General features: G+C 58.1%; 24 protein-coding genes and 1 pseudogene. 19 read left to right on the top strand and 6 right to left on the bottom strand.

Annotated elements, in window-relative coordinates; translation table 11 throughout:
• The first annotated feature begins 75 nt into the window (after positions 1 to 75).
• The 3 genes from GIV26_RS15040 (at position 76) to GIV26_RS15030 (ending at position 4,163) form a co-directional block, all read left to right on the top strand.
• A complete protein-coding gene (locus tag GIV26_RS15040; RefSeq protein WP_236281347.1) occupies positions 76 to 1,455 on the top strand; it encodes an APC family permease in 1,380 nt (459 codons plus the stop codon).
• 153 nt (positions 1,456 to 1,608) lie between these two features.
• On the top strand, positions 1,609 to 3,099 hold the full coding sequence (locus tag GIV26_RS15035) for an aldehyde dehydrogenase (protein ID WP_236281344.1): 1,491 nt from the start codon (positions 1,609 to 1,611) through the stop codon (positions 3,097 to 3,099).
• Between the two features lie 131 nt (positions 3,100 to 3,230).
• Positions 3,231 to 4,163, top strand: coding sequence for a cupin (locus GIV26_RS15030; protein ID WP_054898490.1), 933 nt, complete (start codon positions 3,231 to 3,233; stop codon positions 4,161 to 4,163).
• A 1-nt stretch (position 4,164) separates the two neighbouring features.
• On the opposite strand, the gene GIV26_RS15025 is transcribed toward GIV26_RS15030, so the two are convergent.
• The 3 genes from GIV26_RS15025 to GIV26_RS15015 all read right to left on the bottom strand — a co-directional run bounded on the left by GIV26_RS15025 (position 4,165) and on the right by GIV26_RS15015 (position 5,732).
• Positions 4,165 to 5,070: a LysR family transcriptional regulator gene (locus GIV26_RS15025; protein ID WP_072446671.1), complete on the bottom strand. Its 906-nt coding sequence runs from the start codon at positions 5,068 to 5,070 to the stop codon at positions 4,165 to 4,167.
• 117 nt (positions 5,071 to 5,187) lie between these two features.
• The gene (locus GIV26_RS15020) at positions 5,188 to 5,448 is read right to left on the bottom strand and encodes a metallothionein (RefSeq protein WP_236281341.1); all 261 of its coding nucleotides are present in this window, start codon (positions 5,446 to 5,448) and stop codon (positions 5,188 to 5,190) included.
• A 56-nt stretch (positions 5,449 to 5,504) separates the two neighbouring features.
• Positions 5,505 to 5,732 (bottom strand): hypothetical protein, encoded by a 228-nt coding sequence (locus tag GIV26_RS15015; RefSeq protein ID WP_034127424.1) that lies wholly within the window; start codon positions 5,730 to 5,732, stop codon positions 5,505 to 5,507.
• A 247-nt stretch (positions 5,733 to 5,979) separates the two neighbouring features.
• Here GIV26_RS15015 and GIV26_RS15010 point away from each other — a divergent pair, with 247 nt between their 5' ends.
• From GIV26_RS15010 to GIV26_RS14960, 11 genes and pseudogenes are all read left to right on the top strand, one after another.
• Positions 5,980 to 7,707 carry a hydrogenase maturation protein gene (locus GIV26_RS15010; protein ID WP_236281338.1) on the top strand — a complete coding sequence of 576 codons (1,728 nt, stop codon included), beginning with the start codon at positions 5,980 to 5,982 and terminating at the stop codon, positions 7,705 to 7,707.
• Positions 7,708 to 7,850: 143 nt separating this feature from the next.
• The gene (locus tag GIV26_RS15005; protein ID WP_236281336.1) at positions 7,851 to 8,477 is read left to right on the top strand and encodes a dTMP kinase; all 627 of its coding nucleotides are present in this window, start codon (positions 7,851 to 7,853) and stop codon (positions 8,475 to 8,477) included.
• 10 nt (positions 8,478 to 8,487) lie between these two features.
• The gene (locus GIV26_RS15000) at positions 8,488 to 9,267 is read left to right on the top strand and encodes a hypothetical protein (RefSeq protein WP_236281334.1); all 780 of its coding nucleotides are present in this window, start codon (positions 8,488 to 8,490) and stop codon (positions 9,265 to 9,267) included.
• Positions 9,268 to 9,273: 6 nt separating this feature from the next.
• The gene (locus GIV26_RS14995) at positions 9,274 to 9,867 is read left to right on the top strand and encodes a hypothetical protein (RefSeq protein WP_072446665.1); all 594 of its coding nucleotides are present in this window, start codon (positions 9,274 to 9,276) and stop codon (positions 9,865 to 9,867) included.
• Positions 9,868 to 9,979: 112 nt separating this feature from the next.
• On the top strand, positions 9,980 to 10,228 hold the full coding sequence (locus GIV26_RS14990) for a CsbD family protein (protein ID WP_014718439.1): 249 nt from the start codon (positions 9,980 to 9,982) through the stop codon (positions 10,226 to 10,228).
• Between the two features lie 490 nt (positions 10,229 to 10,718).
• Positions 10,719 to 12,086, top strand: coding sequence for an epoxide hydrolase family protein (locus tag GIV26_RS14985; RefSeq protein ID WP_089041682.1), 1,368 nt, complete (start codon positions 10,719 to 10,721; stop codon positions 12,084 to 12,086).
• Between the two features lie 62 nt (positions 12,087 to 12,148).
• On the top strand, positions 12,149 to 13,222 hold the full coding sequence (locus GIV26_RS14980) for an alpha/beta fold hydrolase (RefSeq protein ID WP_054898501.1): 1,074 nt from the start codon (positions 12,149 to 12,151) through the stop codon (positions 13,220 to 13,222).
• Between the two features lie 24 nt (positions 13,223 to 13,246).
• A complete protein-coding gene (locus GIV26_RS14975; protein WP_072446660.1) occupies positions 13,247 to 13,756 on the top strand; it encodes a cytochrome P460 family protein in 510 nt (169 codons plus the stop codon).
• Between the two features lie 25 nt (positions 13,757 to 13,781).
• Positions 13,782 to 14,558 (top strand): alpha/beta fold hydrolase, encoded by a 777-nt coding sequence (locus tag GIV26_RS14970; protein ID WP_054918943.1) that lies wholly within the window; start codon positions 13,782 to 13,784, stop codon positions 14,556 to 14,558.
• A 12-nt stretch (positions 14,559 to 14,570) separates the two neighbouring features.
• Positions 14,571 to 14,648 (top strand): annotated as a pseudogene (locus tag GIV26_RS14965) (creatininase family protein); the annotation flags it as partial.
• 100 nt (positions 14,649 to 14,748) lie between these two features.
• Positions 14,749 to 16,167 carry an aldehyde dehydrogenase family protein gene (locus tag GIV26_RS14960; protein ID WP_236281333.1) on the top strand — a complete coding sequence of 473 codons (1,419 nt, stop codon included), beginning with the start codon at positions 14,749 to 14,751 and terminating at the stop codon, positions 16,165 to 16,167.
• Between the two features lie 99 nt (positions 16,168 to 16,266).
• On the opposite strand, the gene GIV26_RS14955 is transcribed toward GIV26_RS14960, so the two are convergent.
• Positions 16,267 to 17,478 carry a cytochrome c biogenesis protein DipZ gene (locus GIV26_RS14955; protein ID WP_236281330.1) on the bottom strand — a complete coding sequence of 404 codons (1,212 nt, stop codon included), beginning with the start codon at positions 17,476 to 17,478 and terminating at the stop codon, positions 16,267 to 16,269.
• Between the two features lie 30 nt (positions 17,479 to 17,508).
• Positions 17,509 to 17,769, bottom strand: a complete 261-nt coding sequence (locus tag GIV26_RS14950) for a DUF2790 domain-containing protein (RefSeq protein WP_014718446.1) — start codon at positions 17,767 to 17,769, stop codon at positions 17,509 to 17,511.
• A gap of 304 nt (positions 17,770 to 18,073) precedes the next feature.
• On the opposite strand from GIV26_RS14950, the gene GIV26_RS14945 reads away from it, so the two are divergent.
• The 4 genes from GIV26_RS14945 (at position 18,074) to GIV26_RS14930 (ending at position 22,200) form a co-directional block, all read left to right on the top strand.
• Positions 18,074 to 18,814, top strand: coding sequence for a response regulator (locus GIV26_RS14945; RefSeq protein WP_054898507.1), 741 nt, complete (start codon positions 18,074 to 18,076; stop codon positions 18,812 to 18,814).
• Positions 18,811 to 20,118, top strand: a complete 1,308-nt coding sequence (locus GIV26_RS14940; protein ID WP_236281327.1) for a sensor histidine kinase — start codon at positions 18,811 to 18,813, stop codon at positions 20,116 to 20,118. The genes GIV26_RS14945 and GIV26_RS14940 overlap by 4 nt, the downstream gene beginning before the upstream one ends.
• A gap of 509 nt (positions 20,119 to 20,627) precedes the next feature.
• Entirely contained in the window at positions 20,628 to 21,212 is a 585-nt protein-coding gene (locus GIV26_RS14935) for a hypothetical protein (protein WP_236281324.1), read from the top strand.
• Between the two features lie 301 nt (positions 21,213 to 21,513).
• A complete protein-coding gene (locus GIV26_RS14930) occupies positions 21,514 to 22,200 on the top strand; it encodes an ImmA/IrrE family metallo-endopeptidase (RefSeq protein WP_236281322.1) in 687 nt (228 codons plus the stop codon).
• Positions 22,201 to 22,325: 125 nt separating this feature from the next.
• On the opposite strand, the gene GIV26_RS14925 is transcribed toward GIV26_RS14930, so the two are convergent.
• Positions 22,326 to 23,621, bottom strand: coding sequence for an ImmA/IrrE family metallo-endopeptidase (locus GIV26_RS14925; RefSeq protein WP_236281320.1), 1,296 nt, complete (start codon positions 23,619 to 23,621; stop codon positions 22,326 to 22,328).
• 369 nt (positions 23,622 to 23,990) lie between these two features.
• On the opposite strand from GIV26_RS14925, the gene GIV26_RS14920 reads away from it, so the two are divergent.
• Entirely contained in the window at positions 23,991 to 24,701 is a 711-nt protein-coding gene (locus GIV26_RS14920) for a hypothetical protein (protein WP_153475329.1), read from the top strand.
• Positions 24,702 to 25,128 lie beyond the last annotated feature (427 nt).

The following is a 25,128-nucleotide window of genomic DNA, read 5'->3' as shown; positions in this document are numbered from 1 at the left end:
AATGGATGACTCATCAAAGGTGTCGATTTGATCGAACGCCGCGGCGCCCTGCATTCCACTTTCCAGGAGTCAGCAATGAATACAATAACAAACGTAGCCGATACTCCCGTCCATCAAACCCCAACCCAACCAACCTCATCGCGCCGCTTTCGACAACCCCTGGGCCTTGTCGGGCTTGTACTGTTCGGGCTGGCGTATATGGTGCCGCTGGCGGTGTTCACCACCTACGGTCTGGTGACCCAAATGACCAAGGGGCACCTGCCCACCGCCTACCTGTTGACCCTGGCTGCCATGCTGCTGACGGCCTACAGCTATGGGTGCATGGTCAAGGCGCACCCGTATTCGGGCTCGGTCTACACCTATACGCGCAAGGCGTTTGGCGCCTCCTTCGGCTTTATCGCCGGCTGGACCTTGCTGCTGGACTACATCTTCCTGCCGCTGCTCAGCTATTTGCTGATCGGCATCTACTTGTCCGAATACTTTCCTACCGTGCCCACCGCGGTATGGGTATTGGGCTCCATTGCCCTGGTGACGGCGCTGAATCTAGTGGGTATCGAGTCGATTACCCGGGTCAATTGGGTGCTGATCGTGGCCCAACTGGTGTTCATCGTGGTGTTCGTGGGGTCGTCGATCCACAACCTCAGCGGGCAAGCCGAGCCGGTGTCGCTGCTCAAGCCGTTTCACCATGAAGGTTTCAGCGTGCCGCTGATCATGACCGGCGCGGCGGTGCTGTGCTTGTCGTTCCTGGGGTTTGATGCCGTGTCGACCATGGCTGAGGAGACACCTGACCCGCGTCGTACCATTCCGCAGGCGATCATGGCGGTGTCGCTGATCGGTGGGTTGCTGTTTTTGGTGGTGTCGTATTGCGCCCAGATGGTCTTCCCGGAATGGAATAGTTTTGCCGATCCCGACTCGGCTTCGGTCGATGTGATGCGCCGGGTCGGCGGCGAGCTACTGGTGAGTGCGTTTACCGCCACCTATGTGGCGGGCTGTTTCGCCTCCGCGATGGTCTCCCAGGCCAGCGTGTCCCGCGTGCTGTTCGCCATGGGCCGCGACGGCGCATTGCCCAGGGTATTCGGCAAGCTGGTGACGAAAAAACGCGTACCGGCCAACGCGATCATGCTGGTCAGCCTGTTTTCGCTGATTGCCCTGTTCATCAGCCTGGACACCGTGGCCAACATGATCAGCTTTGGCGCGCTGTTCGCGTTTTCGGCGGTGAACCTGGCCGTGATCAAACATTACTTGGGCGACCAGAAGCTGCGCGGTACACGCAACTATCTGCTGTACGCCGCACTGCCGGGCCTGGGGTTTCTCAGCACGCTGTGGTTGTGGACGAGCCTGTCGGGTATGTCGTTCACCATCGGCCTGGGCTGGATGGGCCTGGGGCTGGTGTGTTTGTTCTGCGTCACGCGTGGGTTCCGGGTACGCATGCCGGAGCTGCAAATGGCCGAATGAACAGGCCCCACCTCGGTTCATCCGTAGGAGCGAGCTTGCTCGCGAAAAACGTCAACGATAACGCGTGCTTCCTGGATGAACGCGGCGCCTGTGAGTTTTTCGCGAGCAAGCTCGCTCCTACAAAAGCCTTACGGCCCAATTCAGGAGTACAGCATGTTCAACCTCGACTATTGGCAGCAACGCGCTGCCCGTCAAACCTTCATCAGCACCGCCCTGATCGACGGCCAGCCCGTAGGTGCACTCTCCGGGGCGACCTTCGACACCATCAACCCGGCGACCAACCGCTTGCTTGCGCAGGTCGCCGCCTGCGGTGCAGCGGAGGTCGACCTGGCAGTACGCTCTGCGCGCCGTGCCTTTAACGACGGCCCGTGGCGACGCATGCCTCCAGGCGAACGCAAAAAAGTCCTGATCAAACTCGCCGACCTGTTGATGACCCACCGCGAAGAACTCGCACTGCTGGACTCCCTGAACATGGGCAAGCCGGTAATGGACGCCTATAACGTCGACGTACCCGGCGCGGCCCATGTTTTCGCCTGGTACGGTGAAGCTCTGGACAAGCTCTACGATCAGGTCGCCCCGACCGCCGCCAACGCGTTGGCGACCATCACCCGCGAAGCATTGGGCGTGATTGCAGCGGTGGTGCCGTGGAATTTTCCGCTGGACATGGCCGCCTGGAAATTGGCACCCGCCTTGGCGGCAGGCAATAGCGTGGTACTCAAGCCCGCTGAGCAATCGCCGTTTTCCGCCCTGCGCCTGGCCCAACTGGCGCTCGAGGCGGGCGTCCCCGAGGGCGTGCTGAACGTGGTGCCAGGCATGGGCGAGGGCGCCGGCAAGGCACTGGGGTTGCACCCGGACGTCGATTGCCTGGTATTTACCGGTTCGACCCAAGTGGGCAAGTACTTCATGCAGTACTCCGCGCAGTCCAACCTCAAGCAGGTGTGGCTGGAGTGTGGAGGCAAGAGCCCGAACCTGCTGTTTGCAGACTGTCAGGACCTGGACCTGGCGGCGGAGAAGGCGGCCTTCGGGATATTCTTCAACCAGGGCGAGGTGTGTTCGGCGAATTCGCGCCTCTATGTGCAACGCTGCATCCACGACGAGTTCATCGAGCGCCTGATCGATAAATCCCACGCCTGGATGCCCGGCAACCCACTGAACCCTGCCAGCGCCGCCGGTGCAATTGTCGACAGCGGGCAAACCGCACGCATCATGCAAGCCATCGGGCAGGCTCGCGCAGAAGGCGCCACGCTGTTGACCGGTGGCCAACAGTTGAACATCGAGGGTTGTTCAAACTTCATCCAGCCGACGATATTCGCCAACGTCACCGCTGATATGCGCCTGTCCCGTGAGGAGGTGTTTGGCCCCGTGCTGGCGGTGAGTCCCTTCGATACCGAAGAACAGGCGATACAGCAAGCCAACGACAGCGTCTACGGCCTGGCGGCATCGGTGTGGAGTGATGACCTGAACCGTGCGCATCGCGTGGCGCGTGCCCTGAATGCCGGCACCGTGTCGGTCAACACCATTGACGCCCTGGATGTGACCGTGCCGTTTGGCGGCGGCAAACAGTCGGGGTTCGGGCGCGATTTGTCGCTGCATTCGTTTGATAAGTACACCCAGTTGAAAACCACCTGGTTCCAATTGCGTTAACTGCCCCGTTTCGCATAACTGCTGTGCCGTTACAGGCATTCATCCGCCAGTGGGCAATGCCTATAGTCCACTTAGCCCGTGCAGCGCTTCAACCGTGCTGCGCGATCCAGCCCAAGACTGAGGTGAGCCTGATGAACCGTGAATTCGACCCCGCACTGACGGATATCAACCAAGTGGACGCCGAGTACTTCGAGTACAGCAAGGCGGCGAATCCCATCAGTGCCAACCTGATTTCCCGCATTCCCTACCACAGCTTTCCGGCCTCGCTGTATGACAATGGCCCCTCCCGCGTGGTACCGCTGGACCTCAGCGACGCCTTGGGCTGCGAAGGCCCTGCGACAGGCCCCGGGCTATGCGCGAACTTCATGCGCCTTAACCCTGGCGACACGCTGACCCTGCAACCCAACGCCACTTCCCAGGTGTTCTACGTGATTGCCGGGGAGGGCAGCGTGGTTCAGGGGGAGTATGAGATTCAATGGTCCAAGGGCTGCTTTATCGCCCTGCCGGGATTACAGCAAGCGCACTTCAGTGCCCGCGAGGATGCACGTCTTTACTATGTGCACGATGAGCCGTTGCTGCGTTACCTGGGGGTGACACCCCGCGCCGATCGCTTTGCGCCGACCCTGTACCCAGCAGCACTGGCCAACGCGAAGTTGCGTGAAGCGGCCGATGATCCCAGGGCACAGGACCGCAGCCGCATCAGCATCCTGCTGGGCAACCGTCATTTCCCGCAGACGCGCACGGTGACCCACGTGCTGTGGGCCATGTACGGGATTCTGCCGGCGGGATCGGTGCAGAAACCCCATCGGCATCAGTCGATTGCACTGGACTTCATTATTGATTGCCCCACGGGCTGTTATTCATTGGTGGGCACCGAGCTGGACGCGGATGGGCAAATTCGTAACCCGCAGCGGGTCGACTGGTCTCCCGGCCTGGCGTTTGTCACGCCACCGGGTTACTGGCATGCGCATTTTAATGAATCGGATAGCGAGGCGTTCCTGATCCCGATTCAGGATGCGGGGCTGCAAACCTACCTGCGTGCGCTGGATATCCGCTTCAGTTGAGTCACTTCCAGTCCGGTGTTTCGCCCAGTCGTTCAACGATAAAGTCGATAAAACACCGGACCTTGGACGATACGATGCGCTTGGGCGGGTACACAAACCACACCGCAAACGCCCGCTCCACGCCCTGGATATGCCATTCGGGCAGCCACACTGCCAAGTCGCCGGCCTCGATACTTCGCGCCACCAGCCAGTCCGGCAACAGCCCAAAGCCTAAGCCTTGGCGCACGGCGATGAGTTGCGCGTCCAGGTCATTGATTCGAATAACGCCGTCATGCTGCAACGGGAGCGCGCGGCCGGCGGATACAAAACTGATATCGCCGGTGGTCGCCGTGCCCAGCACCGCAGGCAAACCGGCCAGGTCGGTGGGCGTGGAAGGAGGAGGGTGCTGCATGCCAAACGCCGGGCTGACCACCAAGCGGTAGTGGCCGTCGCTGAGCTTGCGTGCCTTGAGGGTCGAATCGGCCAGCTCGCCAATGCGTATGGCTAAGTCGACGCCGGCATGAATCAAATTGACCTGGGTGTTATCCAGCACCAGTTCCACGCTGATCTGCGGGTAGCGCACCAGAAAGTCATTCAACGCCGGCAGAATGTGATGCCGAGCAAACGCCGGCGGCAGGTTGAGTTTCAACACGCCCCGGGGATGCTGGTTCAGCGCAGACGTGGCGGCTTTGGCGTGTTCCAGTTCATCCAATACCCTGCGTGCGTGTATCAGGAAGGTCTGGCCGCCTTCGGTCAGATGCAGCGTGCGTGTGGAGCGGTTGAACAGCGCGATGCCCAAGTCTTGCTCAAGGTCCTTCACATAGCGTGAAACCGTTGAGGCCTTGATTCCCAGGCGTTCGGCGGCACGCGAGAAATTGTTGCCTTCGGCGGCTTCGATGAAGGCGGTGAGCGCGGTGAAATAGTCCAAGGGCAGCCTCAGGGCAGGGCGGTGACACGTGCAGGTTGTTGAGTTTTGCCGGGGGCTGTCAACTGCTAGACCCTAGAGCCACGATGCAGCCCCCGTTTTCCTAATGGGTCTGAATGATCAAGGCGATATGGAATCGCTCGCAGGAAAGGTTTCTTCGATCGCCTCGTCGAGCTGGCTATCGCTGACAGCGCGGTCTTGCACCTTCACGTTCGACTCGCAATGGCAATCGGCACTGGGGCACGCTTGAACCTGGGGGTGCAAGTCGGCGCATGCCTGGCTGCAGTAGGCTTTGCCGTTGCGCTGGTGACGCGTGTCATGGGTCACCTGGCAGGTGCAGCCTGGGCAGGCGCAGGTCCAACCTTGAGTTGTCGGGTTCATAGGTCCTCCGAATATTCAGTGATTGATAAACGGGCAGCGGTTTTCTGATACGTAAATCAGGGCTGCTGGTAATGCCCTGGGATGTCATGGCCTTCATCGGCCGGCTTGTTGCGCTTTTGCACCTGGACGTCGCTCAATTTCGCGTCCTTGAGCTCTGCGAAGCGCTGCCTGAGCAGGGACTCGGCCCATTGCGGGTCCAGCGTGTCTGCATCGTGCTCAAGCGTGCGGCTTTGTGGCTGGTTGTCGAGGATGAAACTGATGAGGTAATGCGCTTTCTCGAACATGAACGTGGCTCCGTTACGGTTAACAAGGCAAACCCGAGCAGGGCATGTTCGTTTGATGAGTGGGCTGCGCAGTGATTCAGAAAATATAAGCCGCTTTCACCGGCCGAACCTTGAGAACAACAGAACCCGACTATTGATCTCGATCAGGTGGCCGTGCTGGCCCGCTCTATAACCTTGGGCGCTTATCGATGGCCAGGGACGGCTCAACGAGCAGCTCTGGTCGCACATTCTCAAGGAAGAGTCAGCCATGCGATCACTCAAGATCCTGTTGTTATCATCGGCATTCAACGGTTTGACCCAACGAGCCTGGCTGGATCTGCGCCAGGCGGGTCACGACCCCAGCGTTGTGGTGTTCATCGATCAAGCCACGGTGTGCCAGCAGGTCGAGGCCTCAGGCGCCGACCTGGTGATCTGCCCGTTTCTGAAGGACCGTGTGCCGCACCAACTATGGAGCCATCCGCAGCGCCCGGTGGTGATCATCCATCCAGGCATCGTTGGTGACCGCGGTGCCAGTGCGCTGGATTGGGCTATCACCCAGCAGGCTCGCCGTTGGGGCGTCACCGCCTTGCAAGCGGTGGAAGAAATGGATGCAGGACCGATATGGTCCACCTGTGAGTTCGACATGCCCGACCAGGTGCGCAAATCCGAGCTGTACAACGGCCTGGTAAGCGATGCCGCGATGGTTTGCATTCGTGACGTCGTGGCGAAATTCGCCAAGGGCTTCGTCCCCACACCGCTCGATTACACCCAACCCAGCGTCATCGGGCGCTTGCAGCCGAACATGACCCAGGCCGACCGCACCTTCAGTTGGTTCGATTGCGCAGCCTTTATCAAACGCAGCATCGATGCTGCCGATGGCCAGCCCGGCGTGTTGGCCAGCCTGTTGGGCGGGCAATATTACCTCTACGACGCGCACTTGGACGCCCGCCAGGGCACTCCCGGAGAAATCCTCGCGGTACAGGACGACGCTGTGCTGGTGGCGGCCGGAGATCACAGCCTGTGGATCGGCTCGCTCAAACCCAAAGGCCCAGAGACCTTCAAGCTGCCGGCACGGCACGTACTGGCGCAAAGGCTGGCCGGCGTTCCGGTGCTGGACAGCTCAATCGCCCGCCAGCCTTTCAACGAGCGGGTCTATCAACCCATTCGCTACCAAGAGTTCGGCCACGTCGGCGAACTGACGTTCGAGTTCTACAACGGCGCCATGAGCACCGAACAATGCCAGCGGCTGGTCGCAGCGTTGCGCTGGGCCAAGGCGCGAGATACCCGGGTGTTGCTGATCAAGGGCGGGCGCGGCAGCTTTTCCAATGGGGTGCACCTAAACGTCATCCAGGCCGCCGACGTGCCGGGGCTGGAAGCCTGGGCCAACATTCAAGCCATCGACGATGTGTGCCTGGAGCTGCTCACTGCCAGGCAGCTGGTGATCAGCGGCCTGACCGGCAGCGCAGGCGCAGGCGGCGTGATGCTGGCGCTGGCCGCCGACCTTGTATTGGCCCGCGAAGGTGTGGTGCTCAACCCGCACTACAAGACCATGGGACTCTACGGCTCCGAATACTGGACCTACAGCCTGCCACGGGCCGTGGGCAGCGAAATCGCGCATAAGCTTACCGAAGAATGCCTGCCCATCAGCGCCATCCAGGCCCAGCAGTACGGCATGGTCCAGGGCATCGGGCCCCGCTGTCTGCAGGCATTCGGCCTGTGGCTTTTGCAAGAGGCTGACCGTGCGTTGACCGATGATAAGTACCTTCACGCACGCACGCGAAAAGCCATGCTGGATACTCAGCAAGTTGAACGCTGTCGCGAGCAGGAGCTGGCACAGATGCGACTCGACATGGTGGAAAACCGCCAGCAGTTTGCCGAGAAATGCCGCAACTTCGTGTTTAAACGCAAAGCCTGCCAGACCCCGCAGCGGTTGATTGCGCCATGGGCGTTGAGGTACGAGGCTGGTGTGCCGGAAAGCCGGATGCTGAATGACTGACCGTCGACGCGGGGAGGGCGCGTCGGCCAGTCCAGCCTCGCATTGGGCAATAGGGTTGCCCATAATGGAGGCCAACTCGCCCAAACGCTCAGACCCCGAGGCCCCATGGAACTGCACAACCTGAACGATGATGCAGCGCCCGTATGACTCGTGCGCTGTTTATTTCGATGGATGGCCCCAAAGGCACCGGTAAAACCACGCTGTTGGAGGCCGTTACGACAGCGTTGAGGGCCGACAACATAAAGGTCGTGCGACTGTGCGAGCGCAAGAGCGATCCCTGTCGAGCGCAAACGATGGCTCTGGTTAACACGTTCGCCCGAGATCCCAGCCGGGATCTGGAACTTGAGGTGTGTGAGCGCTTTGCCGACAGCCGCAGCTGGATTACTCGGAACGTACTGGCCGCGCAGCCACCTGACAGCATCATCCTGATGGATCGCTGGTACCCGTCTGATGCCGCGTTTCGTCGGTTGATACCCTTTGCAGACATTCTTGAGCTGAACATTAATCGGCAGGTGCAAATGCCGGACCTGCACGTGGGGGTTGTCACCGCGGCGCAAATATCCTGGGCGCGGGCGGTAGCACGACGGCGGGGGTTGAGCAGTACGGTGATGTCTAAGCTGGAGGAGCAAGTTGCGTGTACCGAGGCGTTTGAGCGAGCGGCTGTGGAGCAGGGGTGGGTAATGTGTCGCAATGAAGGGACGATTGAAGAGGCGGTGAGGCGGGTGGTTTTGCAGATATATAAGGTCCTTCATCCCAAGCATCAGGAGTAACGGAGTGCCGTTGAACCAGCAAGATCAGGATGATGTTGGTCATCAGAACAAACGTCACCGAACGAAGAAACTCTATGAAAACGTCGTGATAGGAAACTTCCTGTACGGTCTCGGGTTCGCCGTGCGGTCATGTCTAGACGCAAACACCTCGATCCCAAGCGTGGTCAACCTGCTACAGCAGACGCCTGCAGACAAAGAGCTGGCTGACGTACTGCTGAGCTTTCCAGGTGTCGTGCGCTTGATCGAATTCAAGATGAAGGACGCCAGCCTGAAAAAAGAACGGCTGCGACATCGTTTACTCATGGGCGCCCTTACAGGTGAGAATCAGGCATTGGTCGAAACGTCCAGAAGCCTGCACTGGTATGTGGAGGTGGGCGCCAATGACACCGACGCGCCTTTGGTTTCGCGAGCCGTGCCTTATCTGGACGCCTTCGACGAAGAACACTTGGCGTTGTCCGCGGGAAGCCTTGAACGACTCGTGGAGCAAACCGCGCGCGAAGCTGTTCGCGGCCTGGACCCGATGATGCGCGAGCGTTCACAGATATACCTGCGATTTTTACGCAATATTCAAGCTGACGACCCGGTGGGCGCAGGTGGTGTGCTTCTGGTCATGGGCGCAGGTGGAGCAATGCATTTTGTTCAGCTGCGAGACGTCTGTGATTTGAGTATGCCGCACAGGCAATGGCTGGAGCTGGAAATGAGCGGTCCGCAGCTGGAGCGATCTGTGCCTGCGTTGGAGCGAAGCATGAAGCGTCCCAAACACCGCGACGGCCCCGAATATGGAAGGTAATGACCCATGGACGAACACGTGAACGAGAATGACCTCAGCCTGCGGGCCATGGCCGTTGCTGCCAAGGGCATCATGAGCGCAGCGGAAAATGACAGAAAAGCCGCTGAGCAGGCGATTGCGCGCCTTGGCTATCTGGAAAAACGTGTTGAGCAGAGCCTGCAACAGATTCCGACGATACTGGGCGCTTCAGCGGCGCAGATCGCAGATTCAGTGGCTTCAAAGGCGGCCGAGCAGTTGGTTGGCAGGTTCAGACAGGCCGATGCCGCGGCGCTTGATGCGGCGCAAAAGTACCAGGCCGCCAGTGACAGCCTTAAGCGTCGATTCTGGCTCAGCATCTTCGCCATTCATCTAGGTGTGGTATTGCCTCTGGCGTTGCTGTTTTTCTTTGCGGTCCCCAGCACCGATGAGATTGCGCAAAGGCAACGAGAGTTAGCGGTGCTTGAGCAAAACATAGAAGCGTTGAAACGCCAGGGTGGTGAAGCTGCCATTATTGACTGCGAGGGACGCCCGTGCGTGCGCACGCGAGAGGTCCCGGGCGAAAATCCCTATCACGATGCCGCTACAGGGAAGAAGACTTATCGGTTGATCTGGACCAAGTGAGCTTCATCAACTTTGAACTAATCACTAAGCCTGTCCACCTAACGCTTTGCACGTTGCCTCAAGCCCGGGGTTTTCCTGGGTTACCCAATCACACACGAAGGTTTGGTTAATCATGAAGAGCGAACAGGTAGAAGGCGTTGTAGAAAAGGTTGCTGGCAAAGCGCAGAGCGCAGTCGGGAAGCTTTTTGGTGATTCGAAGTTGGAAGCTGAGGGCGCTGGACGCCAGGCTGCGGGTCAACTGACGCAAACCTATGGTGACGCACTGGACAGCGTTTCTACATTCGTCAAGGAAAAACCGGTTGCTGCACTGGCAATCGGGGCTGTTGCTCTACTGGTGCTGAAAAGATTGCTTGGTCGCTGAACAGCAGTAGCTTCAATAAGATTGCTGGCACGGTAGAGACGATGGTGAACGCTAACCAGAATCAGGGGCAAATTTCTGGAGTTTCTTGCAGGCGTGGAAGGGCGTGAAGTGGAGCGGGGTATCTGCCTGTTCCTTGGGTAGCCAAGTCATGCTGCCTAGCAATCGACGCGGTCTCTATGCCCTTTGCCGAGCTTGATGGGCTGAAAAGCCCTTATGTTTTCCAGGTCCCAGAAAAGCCAATGCCCCGACAAGTCGGGGCATTGGTTTTTTTATGAGCGAGTGGTCGGTTTGTATCGTTTTGTATCTGCGCTTTGGATAGATACACAGCGATTCCTTTAAGTCGGTTGATGACACATACGGGATACCTACGGGGCTTTAAATGAACCCATCGAGAAGGCGCAAACCTTCTCCAATGGATGACTCATTTAACTCGCGGCTATCTCTGCGCGTTTCGCGACGTTGTCGACCAATGACTTATAGGAAATTCAAAATGCCTGCAGCTACGTTCGGTTTCACCTGGCGCCATTGTATGGCTTCTTCCGTGAGAATGGGCGCTTTGGGATTGGCCCTGATAGCCGGCAGCGGTGGTGCCTGGGCTGCTGGCCCGGCCGCCGATGCGTCAGTTGCCAGCTCGGCCTCGACCAGTCCCGAATCGATTAGACCTTATCGAATTCACGTCGATGAAGCGCAATTGACCGATCTGAAAAAGCGTATTGCAGCGACCCGCTGGCCGGACAAAGAGACCGTCAATGACGTTTCCCAAGGCGTGCAGTTGGCCCAGGTCCAGGCGCTGGTGAAGTATTGGGGCAGCGGCTATGACTGGCGCAAGGCCGAAGCGAAGCTCAATGCGCTGCCTGAATTCATCACGACTATCGACGGCGTGGATATTCAATTCATCCATGTTCGCTCGCCAAACCCCAACGCGATGCCGCTGCTTCTGACACACGGATGGCCTGGCTCACAGTTTGAGTTCCTGAAGACGATCGGCCCTCTGACGGATCCCGTTGCTTACGGCGGTAAGGTTGAAGATTCGTTCGACGTGATCATTCCATCGATTCCGGGACACGGTTTTTCCGGTAAGCCAACTGAATTGGGCTGGGGGCCGGATCGGGTCGCGAAGGCTTGGGATGTGCTCATCAAGCGTCTGGGTTATACCCACTATGTTTCCCAGGGCGGAGATCACGGTTCGGTCATATCGGATGCATTGGGCCGCCTGAGTCCGCCGGGGCTGTTGGGCATTCACTTGAACATGCCGGCCACCATCCCGCCCGAATTGGTCAAGCCGATCAATAGTGGTGACCCGGCCCCTGTCGGGCTCACAGAGCCTGAACGCAAGGCGTTTGATTCCTTGAGCACCTTCTTCGGCCGCAATGCAGCATACGGCGCGATGATGGTTACGCGCCCGCAGACTATCGGTTACCTGCTGGCCGATTCGCCTACCGGAACTGCCGCGTGGATGTACGAAAAAATCGCCGCGTGGACGGACAGTGATGGCCAGCCTGAACGGGTATTGACCCGTGACGAGATGCTGGACGATATCAGCCTGTACTGGCTGACGAACGCAGGCGCATCGTCATCGCGTTTCTACTGGGAAAACAACAACAACAATTTCAGCGCTGCCGCGCAGAACACAGCAAGCATCAAGGTGCCGGTGGCGATCACGGTCTTCCCGCACGAGATCTATCAGGCGCCAAAAAGCTGGGCGCAACGCGCTTACCCATCACTTTCCTATTACAGCGAGGTTAACAAGGGCGGCCACTTCGCTTCCTGGGAGCAACCTCAATTGTTCAGCGAAGAGTTGCGGGAGGCCTTCAGGCCGCTGCGCGCCAAGCTGAGCGCAACGAAGACAGCCCAGTAGCTCACACGCAACCCAGCCAACACACCGGGCCGCTATTCGGCGGCTCGCTACGGAGAAATACCATGGAGATGACCTTGCTGAACAATCAAAATAAATCCAGCCGCCTGCGGGGTCTTGCCCCATCGCTGTTGGCAGCAGCGGTGCTGCAATTCGCGGCGGTGGCTGTCGGTTTTTCCCAAGCCAGCGCGGCTGATGTACCCGCGTCCACCATTGGGGCTATCACCCCGGGAGCTCACACCTCTCTCGGTGCACTTAAGCATGTGAAGGCGGGGCTGCTGAACGTTTCTTACGCGGAACTCGGTCCAGCCGATGGTCCTGTGGTCATTTTGTTGCACGGCTGGCCCTACGATATCAACGCATACGCTGATGTCGCTCCTGCTTTGGCGGGCAAGGGATATCGAGTGTTGATCCCTTCTGCGCGTGGTTATGGCGATACGCATTTTCTCTCGGCCAAGACTGCTCGCAATGGTCAACCTGCTGCGCTGGCGACCGACCTGATCGACTTCATGGACGCGCTGAAGATCAAGACGGCGGTGCTGGGTGGGTTTGACTGGGGCGCCCGCACTGCGGATATCGTTGCGGCACTGTGGCCGGAAAGAGTGAAAGCCCTGGTCGCTGTGAGCGGTTACCTGATAGGCAGCCAAGAGGCAGGCAAGGCGCCATTGCCGCCAGCCGCCGAACTGCAGTGGTGGTACCAGTTCTACTTCGCGACCGAGCGTGGGCGCCTGGGCTACGAGAAAAACACCCATGACTTCGCCAAGCTCATCTGGAAGCTGGCGTCGCCACAGTGGAATTTCGACGACGCCACTTATGAGCGCAGCGCGGCGTCCTTGCAAAACCCTGATCACGTGGCCGTGTCGATTTTCAACTATCGCTGGCGCCTGGGGTTGGTCAAGGGCGAGGCCAGATACGACGCGCTGGAGAAGAAACTCGCGGCATTTCCATCCATCAGCGTGCCCACCATCACCCTGGAAGGTGATGCGAACGGCGCACCGCATCCACCTGCCGAAGCGTACGCCAAGCGCTTCACTGGCAAGTATGAGTACCGATTGATCACCGGTGGAGTAGGCCACAACTTGCCGCAGGAAGCGCCGAAAGCCTTCGCCCAGGCGGTGATCGACGCCGATCATCTTTGAAAACCGGCGGAGAGGATGGCGAGAATGAAGCTGAAATTTCTGGCCGCGATGTCGGCTGCCATTGCAATCGCAGCGTTGACCGCTACCGGTGTTGCCTCGGGCGACGCCAGTAAGGGCGACGCCTCGCCGATCTATGGCGTGAAATTGCCTGAAAACTACCGCCTATGGCCGCTGATTGCGCCCGCGCAGGAAGCGGCCCCCTTGAACGAACTGCGAGCCGTGCTGGGCAATGACTTGGCCATCAAGGCTTATCAGGATTCAACGCTGCCATTCCCTGATGGCACGGTGCTGGTAAAGCTGGCCTGGAAACATGTGCAGTCCCCGGAATTCGAGCCGGCGTCCATCCCGGGGCCGGCCACCACCGTGCAGGTGATGGTCAAGGACTCGAAAAGATATGCAGCAACCGGTGGCTGGGGATTCGGGCGGTTTATCAACGGTAAACCGGCCGATGAAGCCCAACACGAAACCTGCTTCGCCTGTCACCAGGCGCGAGTGCGTAATCACGACTTTGTCTTCACGCGCTTCGCTCCCTGATTTCCCGTTAAACCCGGAGTCAACAATGAAAAAAGTATTAACCGCACTGGCCGTCGCCGTCAGCCTGAGCATGGCGACACACGCCTGGTCGCAAACTGAAAAACCCACGATTGTGCTCGTACATGGCGCCTTTGCCGATGCGTCGAGTTGGAATGGCGTCGTGAAGATTCTCGAGAAGGACGGTTACCCGGTGGTTGCCGCTGCCAACCCATTGCGCGGTGTAAAGAGCGATGGTTCGGCAATCTCGGCATTGCTGACGAGCATTCATTCGCCGGTGGTGTTGGTCGGCCACTCCTATGGCGGCAACGTTATCAGTGATGCGGCCAACGATCATGCAAACGTCAAAGCCCTGGTTTACGTCAGTGCGTTTGCACCTGAGGCCGGGGAAACCGTCGCCGGGCTGGCCGGCAAATTCCCGGGCAGCACGCTGGGTCCAACGCTGGCTGCGCCTGTACCGTTGGCCGATGGGGGCAAGGACTTGTACATCCAGCAGGACAAATTTCACAACCAGTTCGCCGCTGACGTCCCCGCGAAAGAGGCGGCATTGATGGCCGCCACCCAACGCCCGGTAACGGAAGCGGCGCTCAACGAAGCATCCGGCAGCCCTGCCTGGAAGCATATTCCGTCCTGGTACATCTACGGCGACAAGGACAAGAACATTCCCCCGCAAGCCATGGCATTCATGGCCAAGCGCGCCGCTGCCAAAGCCGTGGAAGTGGTCAAGGGCGCTTCACATGTGGTGATGGTTTCGAACCCGGAACCGGTTGCCCGCCTCATCGAAAAAGCCGCCACGGCGAAATGACACGCCAAGGGCGAAGCGGCGCTTTCAGCGCTCTACGCCGAGGCGAGTTTTGCACGTCGCCCGGCGGGTTTCGTTTTGAAGTTGTGCAACGCTGAAACGCAAGAGAGGGGGGTATTCGACGCGGCCAACGCCTGGGCACACCGGGCGTTGTGCTTATCGCGGGCAACCGCAATCAATCAGGTACGCCACGATGTGGAAGATCAATCACAGTTACATTGACGGAGCATTCGTTCCTGTTCATGGCAATGAAACGGTGCAATGCATCAATCCGGCTACCGAGGCGGTCATCGGTACGCTCACTCTGGCTGATCGTGAAGATGCCAGGCGCGCTATCGCGGCGGCTTCGCATGCTCAAGTCGCGATGGGCCGCACCTCCAAGGCCGAACGTATCGACATGCTCGAGCAGTTGCAGGCTGCCGTGCTGGCGAGCACGAATGAAATTCGCGATACCGCCATCGAAGAGTACGGTGCGCCGTTTGCCCGTGCGCAATGGGTCAGTCGCTACGCTTCACAGTCATTTACCAATGCGGCGCAGGTGTTGAAACACTTCGACCTGAGTCGTTCGGTCGGTGACGCTACCGTGGTGATGGAGCCGGTCGGAGTCGCGGCGCTGTTTGCCCCCTGGAACAGCACCGCCGGGACGATATGCAGCAAACTGGGATCGGCCATCGCGGCGGGTTGTGCCTCGGTCATCAAACCGAGCGAGTTGAGCCCCTTGCAAACCACCGTGCTCGCCCAAGCGCTGCATCGCGCAGAGTTGCCCAACGGGGTTTTCAATATTCTGTTGGGACGCGGCAGTGATGTGGGTGACGAAATCAGCGCCAGCCCACTCATCGCGAAAATTTCATTCACCGGGTCCACCGCCACCGGAAAGCTCATTGCACGTGCCGGAATCGAGACCATGAAGCGAGTGAGCCTGTCGCTCACGGGGAAGTCGGCCTCTATCATCCTGGATGACGCCGATCTCGACATCGCCATTCCCCTGGCTCTGAATGCTGCGTTCATGAACAACGGTCAGGCATGTGTCGCTGGCACACGTCTGCTGGTGCCACGCTCGCACGCCGAGGACATTATCGAGCGCGTGAAAAGCCTGGTTGAAGCGATGGTCGTCGGCGATCCGCAGGATCCGGCCACTGCTCTCGGGCCGCTGGTCAATCGCGCCCAATTCGACCGCGTACAAGCTTTCATCCGCCGCGGGCAGGCGCAAGGCGCGACGTTGATTATCGGCGGGGAGGGCAGACCGACCGGCTTGGACAAGGGCTATTTCGTCAGGCCTACGGTCTTTGCCGACGTCAGCAATGACATGGACATCGCGCAAGAGGAGATTTTCGGCCCGGTGCTATCGATCATTGCGTATGACTCGCAAGAACAGGCGATCGCTATTGCCAATGCCAGTCTCTACGGTTTGCAGGCTTATGTATTTTCCCGGCAACCGGAGCGTGCCCAACGCCTGGCGACCCAGTTGCAGGCCGGCTCGGTGTTGATCAACAGAATTTCGCCAGAGCTGCTGGCGCCGTTCGGCGGGGTAAAGCAGTCCGGTGTCGGCCGGGAGTTTGGAGTCTTTGGGCTGGAAGCATTTCTTGAGGCCAAAAGCATCGTGTCAGATTAGCTTGGGGTTGGCGGGAGAGGGTGGTCGCGCAACCCAGGCCGCAGGAGAAAAAGCTAATGGCCCACAGCACGTTGCCTGTGGGCCATGGGTTTTCAAGGGTTACGCGGCTGGAGCTTTCGCCTCCTGCAGCAGTTGCTGAATCATCTTTTCCTGCGTCTCGTAGCGACCTTCTCCGAAGTGGGTGAAACGCACTTGCCCTTTGGCGTCGATCAGGTAGTGCGCGGGCCAGTACTGGTTATCGAAGTTGCGCCAGATCGCGTAGTTGTTATCGATGGCTACCGGGTAAGTGATGCCGAGCTTTTTCACCTCATCCCTGACATTGCTGATGATGCGTTCAAAACCGTATTCCGGGGTGTGGACGCCGATTACCACCAAGCCATCCTTCTCGTACTTCTGCGCCCAGTCCTTCACGTACGGCAGGGTGTGCTGGCAATTGATGCAGTCGTAAGTCCAGAAATCGACGAGCACTACTTTGCCTCTGAGCGATTCACTGGTCAGCGCGGGCGAATTGAGCCATTCCACCGCGCCGGACAGCGACGGCATCGGGCCTTGGGCGTTGTCGAGGGTGGGTTCGGCCTTGGCCTTGCTTACCAGGTATTCGACGACTTTGGGGACGCTTTGCAGCACGCCTTTTTCCAGCACGCTGACGCCTTCGGACGACGCCCCGGCCAACAGCGTCTTGTCGGCACCGGTAGAAATCATCAGCGCTGCGGCCAGGACCGCAAAACCGGTGACGCGCCGCAGCCAACCAGTGACCGGAATCGAGGCCTTCAGGCGATTGACTAAACCGCGTCCGGCGAAAATCAGCGTACCCAACGACAGTGCACTGCCCAGGCCGTAGGCCACCAGCAGCAGGCTGGTTTGCGCATTGGCGCCTTGCAGCATGGCGCCGGTAAGGATCACCCCGAGGATCGGCCCGGCGCACGGCGCCCAGAGCAGGCCGGTGGCGACGCCGATCATCAGTGAACCCAGCGGCCCGGACATTTTGCGCGTCTGGGGGTCGAGGCGATTGCCCAGTAACACGAACGGGCTGGCCAGCCAGCCACTGATTCGTGCCGAGATCAGCGACAAGGCAAACAGCGCCATCACCACCAGTGCCACATAACGCCCGGCGTTGTTGGCCTGAATCACCCATTCACTGCTGACCACGGCCAGGCTGGAAATCAGCGCGAAGGTCAGAACCATGCCACCAAGGGTAAGCAGGATCGAGGAGCGTGTGCGGTCGATACCGGCGAACAGAAATGGCACGACCGGCAGGATACAAGGGCTGAGGACGGTCAATAAGCCGCCCAGTAATGCGATGAGGAACATAAGGGTCTCCTGATGAAATGTGGGCAGGGCTCAGTTATCGCTGTGGCATTCGGCAAATTTGCGGTAGTTCAAGATCTCGGTCTTGCCCTGCGAATTCAGGTAGGTCAGCTGGGCATCGACAATGCCGCAGGCAGCCCCGGCATCCTGTGTCAATGCCACCACTTTCTGGATGTCCAGGTGCGTGCCGTAGGTGTAGGTCTGCGGCGTGACGTCGGCTTCGGCGCGGGCCGAGAAGGTGCAGATATTCAGGGCGGCAAACAGGCAAGTGGCATAGAGGGTATTGGTGTTCATGGTCGTTTCCTCAAGGCTTCATGGGTTGGGTCGTTCGGTTGAGCCGAGGCGCTAGGGTTGGCCTCGATGTGGCTCATTAGAAGCCCGCGAGGTATCTCGTCTGTGTCAAAAACAGGCGCGGATAAATCGGTTCGTATCAGGACCCCGTCCCGATACAGAGCCATACAAAACCTAGGAAATTGTTGTTTTTGCCTCTGCATGTATCCTTCGCCACAGCAGATACACTGCAATACAAACCGCCGCGGGCGAACGGGCTCAGCCTCTATAGACTGAGCCGCAATTTCCAATGACAGAGGCTTGGCCCATGGAACACGTTGATCACATCCTCATCGTGGACGATGACCGTGAGATTCGAGAGATGGTAGGCAACTACCTGAAGAAGAACGGCCTGCGGACCACCGTGGTTGCCGATGGCCGCCAGATGCGCTCGTTTCTCGAGGCCACGCCGGTAGACCTGATCGTGCTGGACATCATGATGCCCGGCGACGATGGCCTGGTGCTCTGCCGCGACATTCGCGCCGGCAAACACAAGGCCACGCCGGTGCTGATGCTGACCGCCCGCAACGACGAAACCGATCGCATCATCGGCTTGGAAATGGGCGCCGACGATTACCTGGTCAAGCCGTTCGCCGCCCGTGAATTGCTGGCGCGCATCAACGCTGTGCTGCGCCGCACGCGCATGCTGCCGCCCAACCTGGTTGTTACCGAAACCGGAAGGTTGCTGGGGTTCGGGCGCTGGCGCCTGGACACCTCCGCCCGCCATCTGCTCGATAACGACGGCACCATGGTCGCCCTCAGCGGCGCTGAATATCGCCTGCTGCGGGTGTTCCTCGACCATCCGCAACGGGTACTCAATCGCGACCAGTTGCTCAACCTGACCCAGGGCCGTGACGCCGACCTGTTCGACCGTTCCATTGATCTGCTGGTCAGCCGCCTGCGCCAACGCCTGCTTGACGATGCCCGCGAGCCGGCTTACATCAAAACCGTGCGCAGCGAAGGGTATGTCTTCTCGCTGCCAGTGGAAGTGCTTGGAGCACCGGCATGAAGCCTTCGCTGCATTGGCCTCGTACCCTCATCTCGCGGCTGTCGCTGATCTTTCTGGTCGGGTTGACCCTGGCGCAGGCCTTGTCCTTCGGCGTGCAGTATTACGAGCGTTACGAAACCGCGAAAAACACCATGCTCGGTAACCTGGAAACCGACGTGTCGACGTCCATTGCCATCCTTGACCGCTTGCCCGCCGAGGAACGCATGAGTTGGTTGAAACAACTGGATCGACGCAATTACCGCTATTTGCTCGACGAAGGCTCGCCAGGCGTCGCTCTGCGTGACACTCCGATTGCAGTGACCTCGATCAAGGAGGCCATCGGCAAGGATTACCCGATGACCGTGACAGACATTCCCGGGCCTATCAAACATTTCCAGGTCCATCTGAAACTGGCCGACGGCAGCCCGGTGACCATCGACGTGCGCCCCTCGATGGTGCCGTTGTCGCCGTGGCTGCCGGTGGTTTTGCTGGGCCAGTTGGCCTTGATGATTCTATGCGCGTGGCTGGCTGTGCGTATTGCCATACGCCCGCTGACCCGCCTGGCCCAGGCCGTGGAAAACCTTGATCCCAACACTCACCCGGTGCATCTGGATGAACAAGGCCCGACCGAAGTCGCATACGCTGCCATCGCCTTCAATGCCATGCAGGCGCGCATTGCGGCCTATCTGAAAGAACGCATGCAACTGCTGGCGGCGATTTCCCACGACCTGCAAACCCCGATCACGCGCATGAAGCTGCGTGCCGAATTGATGGACGATTGCGGCGACAAAGACAAATTGTGGAACGACCTCGGCGAGATGGAGCATCTGGTGCGTGAAGGCGTTGCCTATGCCCGCAGCGTGCATGGCGCCACCGAGGAAAGCCGCCGTACCGATCTTGATTCATTCCTCGACAGCCTCGTGTTCGACTACCAGGACATGGGTAAGGACGTGCAGCTCAGCGGCAAAAGCAACGCAGTGATTCACACGCGGCCCCACGCGCTGCGCCGAGTGCTAGTAAACCTCACGGATAACGCGCTCAAATTCGCCGGTGCAGCGCAACTGCGGGTGGAGCCGAAGGAGGGCGACAGCCTCTCGGTGACCGTGATGGATCGTGGTCCCGGCATTGCCGAAGAGGAGCTGGCCCGTGTGATTGAGCCATTTTACCGCGTGGAAAATTCGCGCAACCGCAGCACCGGCGGCACGGGCCTGGGCCTGGCTATCGCCCAGCAACTGGCACAAGCCCTCGGCGGCACCCTGACCTTGAGAAACCGCGAAGGCGGCGGACTGTGCGCTGAACTGAGATTACCGACGCGCTCATCGTAGGAGGAGCGAAGCGTCGCTAGTCAACTGTGCTTTGAATCTGGATGTGGAAGAGTTGATCAACGCGAGTTTCATCAAGCGCTTTCGCCAGCGCCAGCATCAAACCGAGTCGACGTCGAGGGCTTCGAGGTACTCGCCGCCAAGCATCATTGAAAGCGCGGTTCCTGAGTCTGAGTTGGACGTACATGAACGGGACAAGCATGGGCAACGGCGCCGCTTCCCAGCTTGCACGAGCAGCGATAGTCGTTGACCTGAAGAGGACTCGTCATGAGCACTATGGACATGGCCCGTTGAGAGAGTAGGCGTAAAAACGAATTCGTCGAATCAGTGACTTACGTAGATCGACAGCCTGCAAACTGAACCGACGGCAGCGCGTAGGCAGCTCGACACTCAGCAAGCAGCGATTGAGGCTCAAACTGCTGACTTAAAAACCACGCAGTTTTCACTCCAGGCAGAGCTGACACGCAATGCCGGACTTAATCAACGCTGTACTGACCTAGAAGCCTTGGTCAGTGACCGGGATAAACAGATCCACTCCCTTAAAGGAAAAGCATGTTCATGCGCGCGGTGCTTTGGAGCACTACCCGCAGTCCGTCAAAGAGCAACGGGATCAGGATCAACGCCGGCATGAATCCCAACTCCACGAGGCTCAAGTGGAGAAGCGCAAACTCCAGGAAACCCTGGTACTGAAGCAGGATGACCTAACTCGCTTAAACCGTGACAACGAGCGGTTGCTTGGAGAGTCTAGGCAGCACGTGAAACTGCTACATGGCCATGAGGTGAAAATACAGGCACTGACTGGCGAGATCCAAGGTCTGAAACTGGCGGAGACGAGATCCGCCGGAGTTGCTGAGCAGCTCCAGGAACAGATCGCCACGCTTCGACAAGACGCCACGGCACTGAATGAAGCAGCAGCCAAGAGCGGCGAGCGCGAGCTGGAGGCAAGACTGCTGCTTGTCGCTGCCCAATCGGAGAATGAGCGACTCCGGCGATTGCAGGCTACCGAGGCTGAGACAGATAGAAGCGATTCGAACACCACATTTGTGCCTGCATCCGAGAAGCCAAAGACAGCACCCACAAAACCTTCGAGGAAGTGACCATGAACAAAGCCCGCTCAAACCGATAGGCCCTAATGAAGAATGCTCCGCGCTTCAGTGAGCTCATCAGCGACTCACATTTATGCTGGCGAACAGCACATTACCGCCAGCCTTCATACAGCTCGACACCCGCACTCGATTGGAAACCCGAGCTAAGTTAGGGATCGAAGCGGCTGACTCGAGTAAAGCAAATTAGCAGCAGGGTGCCGAGCACCGCCAGCGCATGTTTGAAAGACTTGAAAACCCTACATATTGGGTTATTATCAAGTTATGAACACTACATGCGGTGATTTTCATGCACATGTCAAGTATCGAACAAGAAGCATCCGAGCTGCTGCGCATGCTCTGGCGCGACCGATATCACCTGTGGGGCGATCAAGATATCACCCCGCTTCAGGCGCGTGATCCGAGAAAGGCGGCGTTAGCGTACGGCTTTGAATATCGGGAGCTTCCGAATCTCGGTGACCCCAAATTCATCCAAGGCGGCTCCGGCCCTAAGATTGCAGGTCTGATCGATCGCCAAGCGAACCGCATCGCCATCTCCCAAGAATTCTCACCCACAGTAAAACTGTTCACGGGTGCTCATGAGATCGGCCACCTTGCCCTACATAAAGGTGAGGTTATGCATAGGGATCGGGCGTTAGATGGCCGTCCAGTCGGCGGGCCGCGAAACCCTGAAGAACGGGAGGCTGATTTCTTTGCAGCGTGTTTTTTGATGCCTGCGAAACTGGTCGCTGACCGCTTCAGGCGTCTATTCCTATGTGGAGACCAGCTTCACTTTAACGATACGGTCGCATATCACCTCGATGCGCATAACATCGAAGGTTTGTTGTATGCCTCGTCAGACTCCTTGGAACGAGAGCTTGCTCTGGCGCGGTGCCAACGCTTCAATAATCTCAACGTCGTATCACTTGCTACGCAGTTTGGAGTATCCGATTCGGCAATGGCGTTACGGCTCAAGGAGCTAGGTTTAGTACGCTGGCCTTAGCTTGGTGCTTGAAACTGGGCGCTAGGTATCGATCGGAGTGAAAGAGAGTGGCGGGGTGGTATAGGACTGTACGCTCAAGCACCGCCCGACCATGAGACATAAACTTCCCGTCAGATGCTGATCAATCAATACTGCCGACCTACCTCGACCAGCAACTCCAACGCCCTCATGCGCAAACGGATCGCTGTCTTCGAAACGTTAAAATATTCGCTCAGGGAATTGCACACAGCATGAAACTGGATGATGTTGTCCCTCTGACTGTCCAGATACAGATGGCCGTGACCACGGTTTCGGATGCCAAGATGCTGTAGTAACAACCCAAACGCAGCCTGAAAGTCCTCTTTAGGCATCAAGAGACATGAAGCAAACGTATTTGCTTGCCACTCCAACCGCTCGACTTCCCCTTTAGGGATGGTGATGAGCTGGCTCTGGTCAATGTCCTGCTCTCGGATGGCTTCTCGTGTCATGTAGCGTTTATGACCTAGAAAGTGATGCCCCAACTCATGGCCGAGTATGAATCGGGCCAAGTGGGATTGGCTATCTGCCCCGAAGATTTTGATCTCAAGCGGGTTGAACGTGATACTGCCGAGGGCTGAGCCCGAGTTTTCAATGAAGCTCACGGACAGTCCACTGACATCAGCTTCCCTGGTCACTAGCTTAGTCAGATCGACCTCTCCCCGGATGTATGAAATGGATTTCAAAGCCTCCTGCGCCAAGCGATCTATTCTGTCCCGCGAAATGAACGCGACCCTGGGTGTTTCGATATGCGTGGGCTGACGAATCAGACTCAGATCGCTCTCTTTAAAGGCACTCTCAAGGTCGAGGCCTTTCCAGATGCCTTCCCAACCATCCGTAAAGCCGGCAGGAGTTACGGCATAGGCGCTGTAAACGGTAGGCCGAAAATCCGTCTGGGTAAGGGCGTATTCGATCTCTGCGCGCTTACGGGCTCTAGCGCTCCGCGCCCCGGTTAGCAGGGCGCGAGGAAGCTCCCATCGAAACTCAGATTGATCGAAGTAACGCAAGACACCGAAGCCTCGGTTCCGAGCAATATTGAACGTGCCGGACTGGAACGCACTGGCGGACGCAAAAACACCCTTGGCATTGAAGCCGGCCACTTGGCTTATCTTTGAACCAAATTCTTCGATGTCCCCCACGGGCACTTTGCCGCTGTAGTTCTTACATTCGATGAGCACAAGCAACGATGGGGTTTCGAAACCAGGCAGGAATACTTCGACAGAAATATCAAAAATGATGAAGCCCTCTCGGTCACGCGAGAAGTAACCCTTCTTCCTAAAAATTTTGCAGCACTCCGGTTGGAACGCATAGAAGCGACCTTCATTGATCTCACGAGACAGAAACTCAAAGACCTGCTCCTCGAATCGGTCGCCCTTGGCATAGGTACTGAGCGCTTCAATTTCCATATGTAGGGAGGACTCCTTGGTACCGGATTAGAATGTCAGTCGTGCGTGAATAGATAGCGCTCGCGACACGAACTACCACCAGGCATGTTGCCTGTCAGGTCGCACGAATAATGGGCGTTTTACCTGCTTTGATGTCAATGCCCGGAAACTAAGCGTAAGACCCACGTCGATTTTGGCAAGGTCTCGATTAGCGCTTGATGCATTTTTATCACTCTTGCGCAGCGTAGCGTCTCACTGCCTGGGTATTTAACCTCAGTGCTTCGGGGAGTAGCTTTTTCTGTTTACTTTGCCGAGTATGGACGGCTCAGACCTACAAGGAGTTATCAGTGCAAGATCCTATCAGAGCCGTGTTCACCAACGATGCCTTCGATGCAGCATTCCGATACGCAGGCAACCTTTGTGGCGACCCGATCCACGCCATCAAAGATGGTCGTGATCCTCGTCCCGGTGAAGGCCAACATGCAATTGAGCACAACGGTCGGTTCCTACCTGGGCGAGACCTTCGTTAAGGCACTGGACAAAGGGGGGCGCGCTTCGGTTGGTGGGAAGCCTGCTCGGCTGATGACAAAGAAGACGCTGACATACTTTTCGCCGGGTACTTTGGTCATTTGTCCCTACGCTAGCAAGGACATAATGGATAAGGTCGATTCTTCAGGCAAGGTCGCCGCAGTGATTGCTTTACCTTGGAGTGAAGAGGCGGTAGATGACTGGATTAAATCTTGGTCGCCCACGGTGAATGGAGTGCGGCAAACTCAGCCGCCTTCGCTGATAGATGATGCGGTAGTAGCCAAGGCCATGGAGTCGCTCACCCAGGTAGTGAACCTATCCCACTCGCTTTTCAACCCTAGAGACAAGGAGCAAGCAGTTCGGACTCTACGGATCTTGCGACGGAAGAAACACTCTCTGGACGCGGAGGGTATAAGAGCCTGGGCGGTGGCTCATGGATGGAAGCCAAGTGCGGCAGATGAGCTTGCAATGCTCGCGATAAAGACCGTCGCACTTAAAACCACACCTAAAGTGGATCGTCTCGATGCTGCTGAAGCTACCTATACCTACTGGGTAAATGCTGCGAAAAAATGAAGGACGATGCTCCGTGTCGGCATGGACAGATTTTTACGTAGATCGCGCGCGCATCAGCAGGTTAATTACTGCGCTGCACTTCCAACCATTTTGTCTGTGCGGTCTATAGCTCTATCACGGCTAGTCCGAGCCTGCCGCCGAATACTTTAGGAGCGAAATATGTCATTCGCAAACGCGCACCAGGCAGCGATGAAGATGCAAAGCAAAAAGGGGCGCTGCCTACATTTCAGTGATGGCATCATCGGAGATTCGAAAGATGGCAAGAGATGATCGGGAGTTTCTTGCCAAACAAGTCGGGTCAACGTGGAACCCTAAGGGAAAACTGGTAATCACAGGAAACTTCACCTGTGATGAAATGGTGTGGAGCGCGAGGGAACGTTGGACACTAAAAGGCGAAGCTTTTTGGGAGTCTGACCTATGATTTCGA

This window comes from Pseudomonas sp. PA-1-3F (assembly GCF_021609665.1).
GTDB classification, from domain to species: domain Bacteria; phylum Pseudomonadota; class Gammaproteobacteria; order Pseudomonadales; family Pseudomonadaceae; genus Aquipseudomonas; species Aquipseudomonas paracarnis.
The sequence above is the reverse complement of the archived record's forward strand: the minus strand, read 5'-3'. Positions and strand labels throughout refer to the sequence as shown.

Coding starts and splice junctions, on each gene's coding strand:
- GIV26_RS14985 (WP_089041682.1), top strand. CDS start 10,719: ATGCCTGCAGCTACGTTCGGTTTCACCTGGCGCCATTGTATGGCTTCT.
- GIV26_RS14920 (WP_153475329.1), top strand. CDS start 23,991: ATGCAGCATTCCGATACGCAGGCAACCTTTGTGGCGACCCGATCCACG.
- GIV26_RS15035 (WP_236281344.1), top strand. CDS start 1,609: ATGTTCAACCTCGACTATTGGCAGCAACGCGCTGCCCGTCAAACCTTC.
- GIV26_RS15040 (WP_236281347.1), top strand. CDS start 76: ATGAATACAATAACAAACGTAGCCGATACTCCCGTCCATCAAACCCCA.
- GIV26_RS15020 (WP_236281341.1), bottom strand. CDS start 5,448: ATGAACCCGACAACTCAAGGTTGGACCTGCGCCTGCCCAGGCTGCACC.
- GIV26_RS15005 (WP_236281336.1), top strand. CDS start 7,851: ATGACTCGTGCGCTGTTTATTTCGATGGATGGCCCCAAAGGCACCGGT.
- GIV26_RS15015 (WP_034127424.1), bottom strand. CDS start 5,732: ATGTTCGAGAAAGCGCATTACCTCATCAGTTTCATCCTCGACAACCAG.
- GIV26_RS15030 (WP_054898490.1), top strand. CDS start 3,231: ATGAACCGTGAATTCGACCCCGCACTGACGGATATCAACCAAGTGGAC.
- GIV26_RS14970 (WP_054918943.1), top strand. CDS start 13,782: ATGAAAAAAGTATTAACCGCACTGGCCGTCGCCGTCAGCCTGAGCATG.
- GIV26_RS14950 (WP_014718446.1), bottom strand. CDS start 17,769: ATGAACACCAATACCCTCTATGCCACTTGCCTGTTTGCCGCCCTGAAT.
- GIV26_RS15010 (WP_236281338.1), top strand. CDS start 5,980: ATGCGATCACTCAAGATCCTGTTGTTATCATCGGCATTCAACGGTTTG.
- GIV26_RS14995 (WP_072446665.1), top strand. CDS start 9,274: ATGGACGAACACGTGAACGAGAATGACCTCAGCCTGCGGGCCATGGCC.
- GIV26_RS14940 (WP_236281327.1), top strand. CDS start 18,811: ATGAAGCCTTCGCTGCATTGGCCTCGTACCCTCATCTCGCGGCTGTCG.
- GIV26_RS14960 (WP_236281333.1), top strand. CDS start 14,749: ATGTGGAAGATCAATCACAGTTACATTGACGGAGCATTCGTTCCTGTT.
- GIV26_RS14930 (WP_236281322.1), top strand. CDS start 21,514: ATGTCAAGTATCGAACAAGAAGCATCCGAGCTGCTGCGCATGCTCTGG.
- GIV26_RS14925 (WP_236281320.1), bottom strand. CDS start 23,621: ATGGAAATTGAAGCGCTCAGTACCTATGCCAAGGGCGACCGATTCGAG.
- GIV26_RS14955 (WP_236281330.1), bottom strand. CDS start 17,478: ATGTTCCTCATCGCATTACTGGGCGGCTTATTGACCGTCCTCAGCCCT.
- GIV26_RS14975 (WP_072446660.1), top strand. CDS start 13,247: ATGAAGCTGAAATTTCTGGCCGCGATGTCGGCTGCCATTGCAATCGCA.
- GIV26_RS14990 (WP_014718439.1), top strand. CDS start 9,980: ATGAAGAGCGAACAGGTAGAAGGCGTTGTAGAAAAGGTTGCTGGCAAA.
- GIV26_RS14980 (WP_054898501.1), top strand. CDS start 12,149: ATGGAGATGACCTTGCTGAACAATCAAAATAAATCCAGCCGCCTGCGG.
- GIV26_RS14945 (WP_054898507.1), top strand. CDS start 18,074: ATGGAACACGTTGATCACATCCTCATCGTGGACGATGACCGTGAGATT.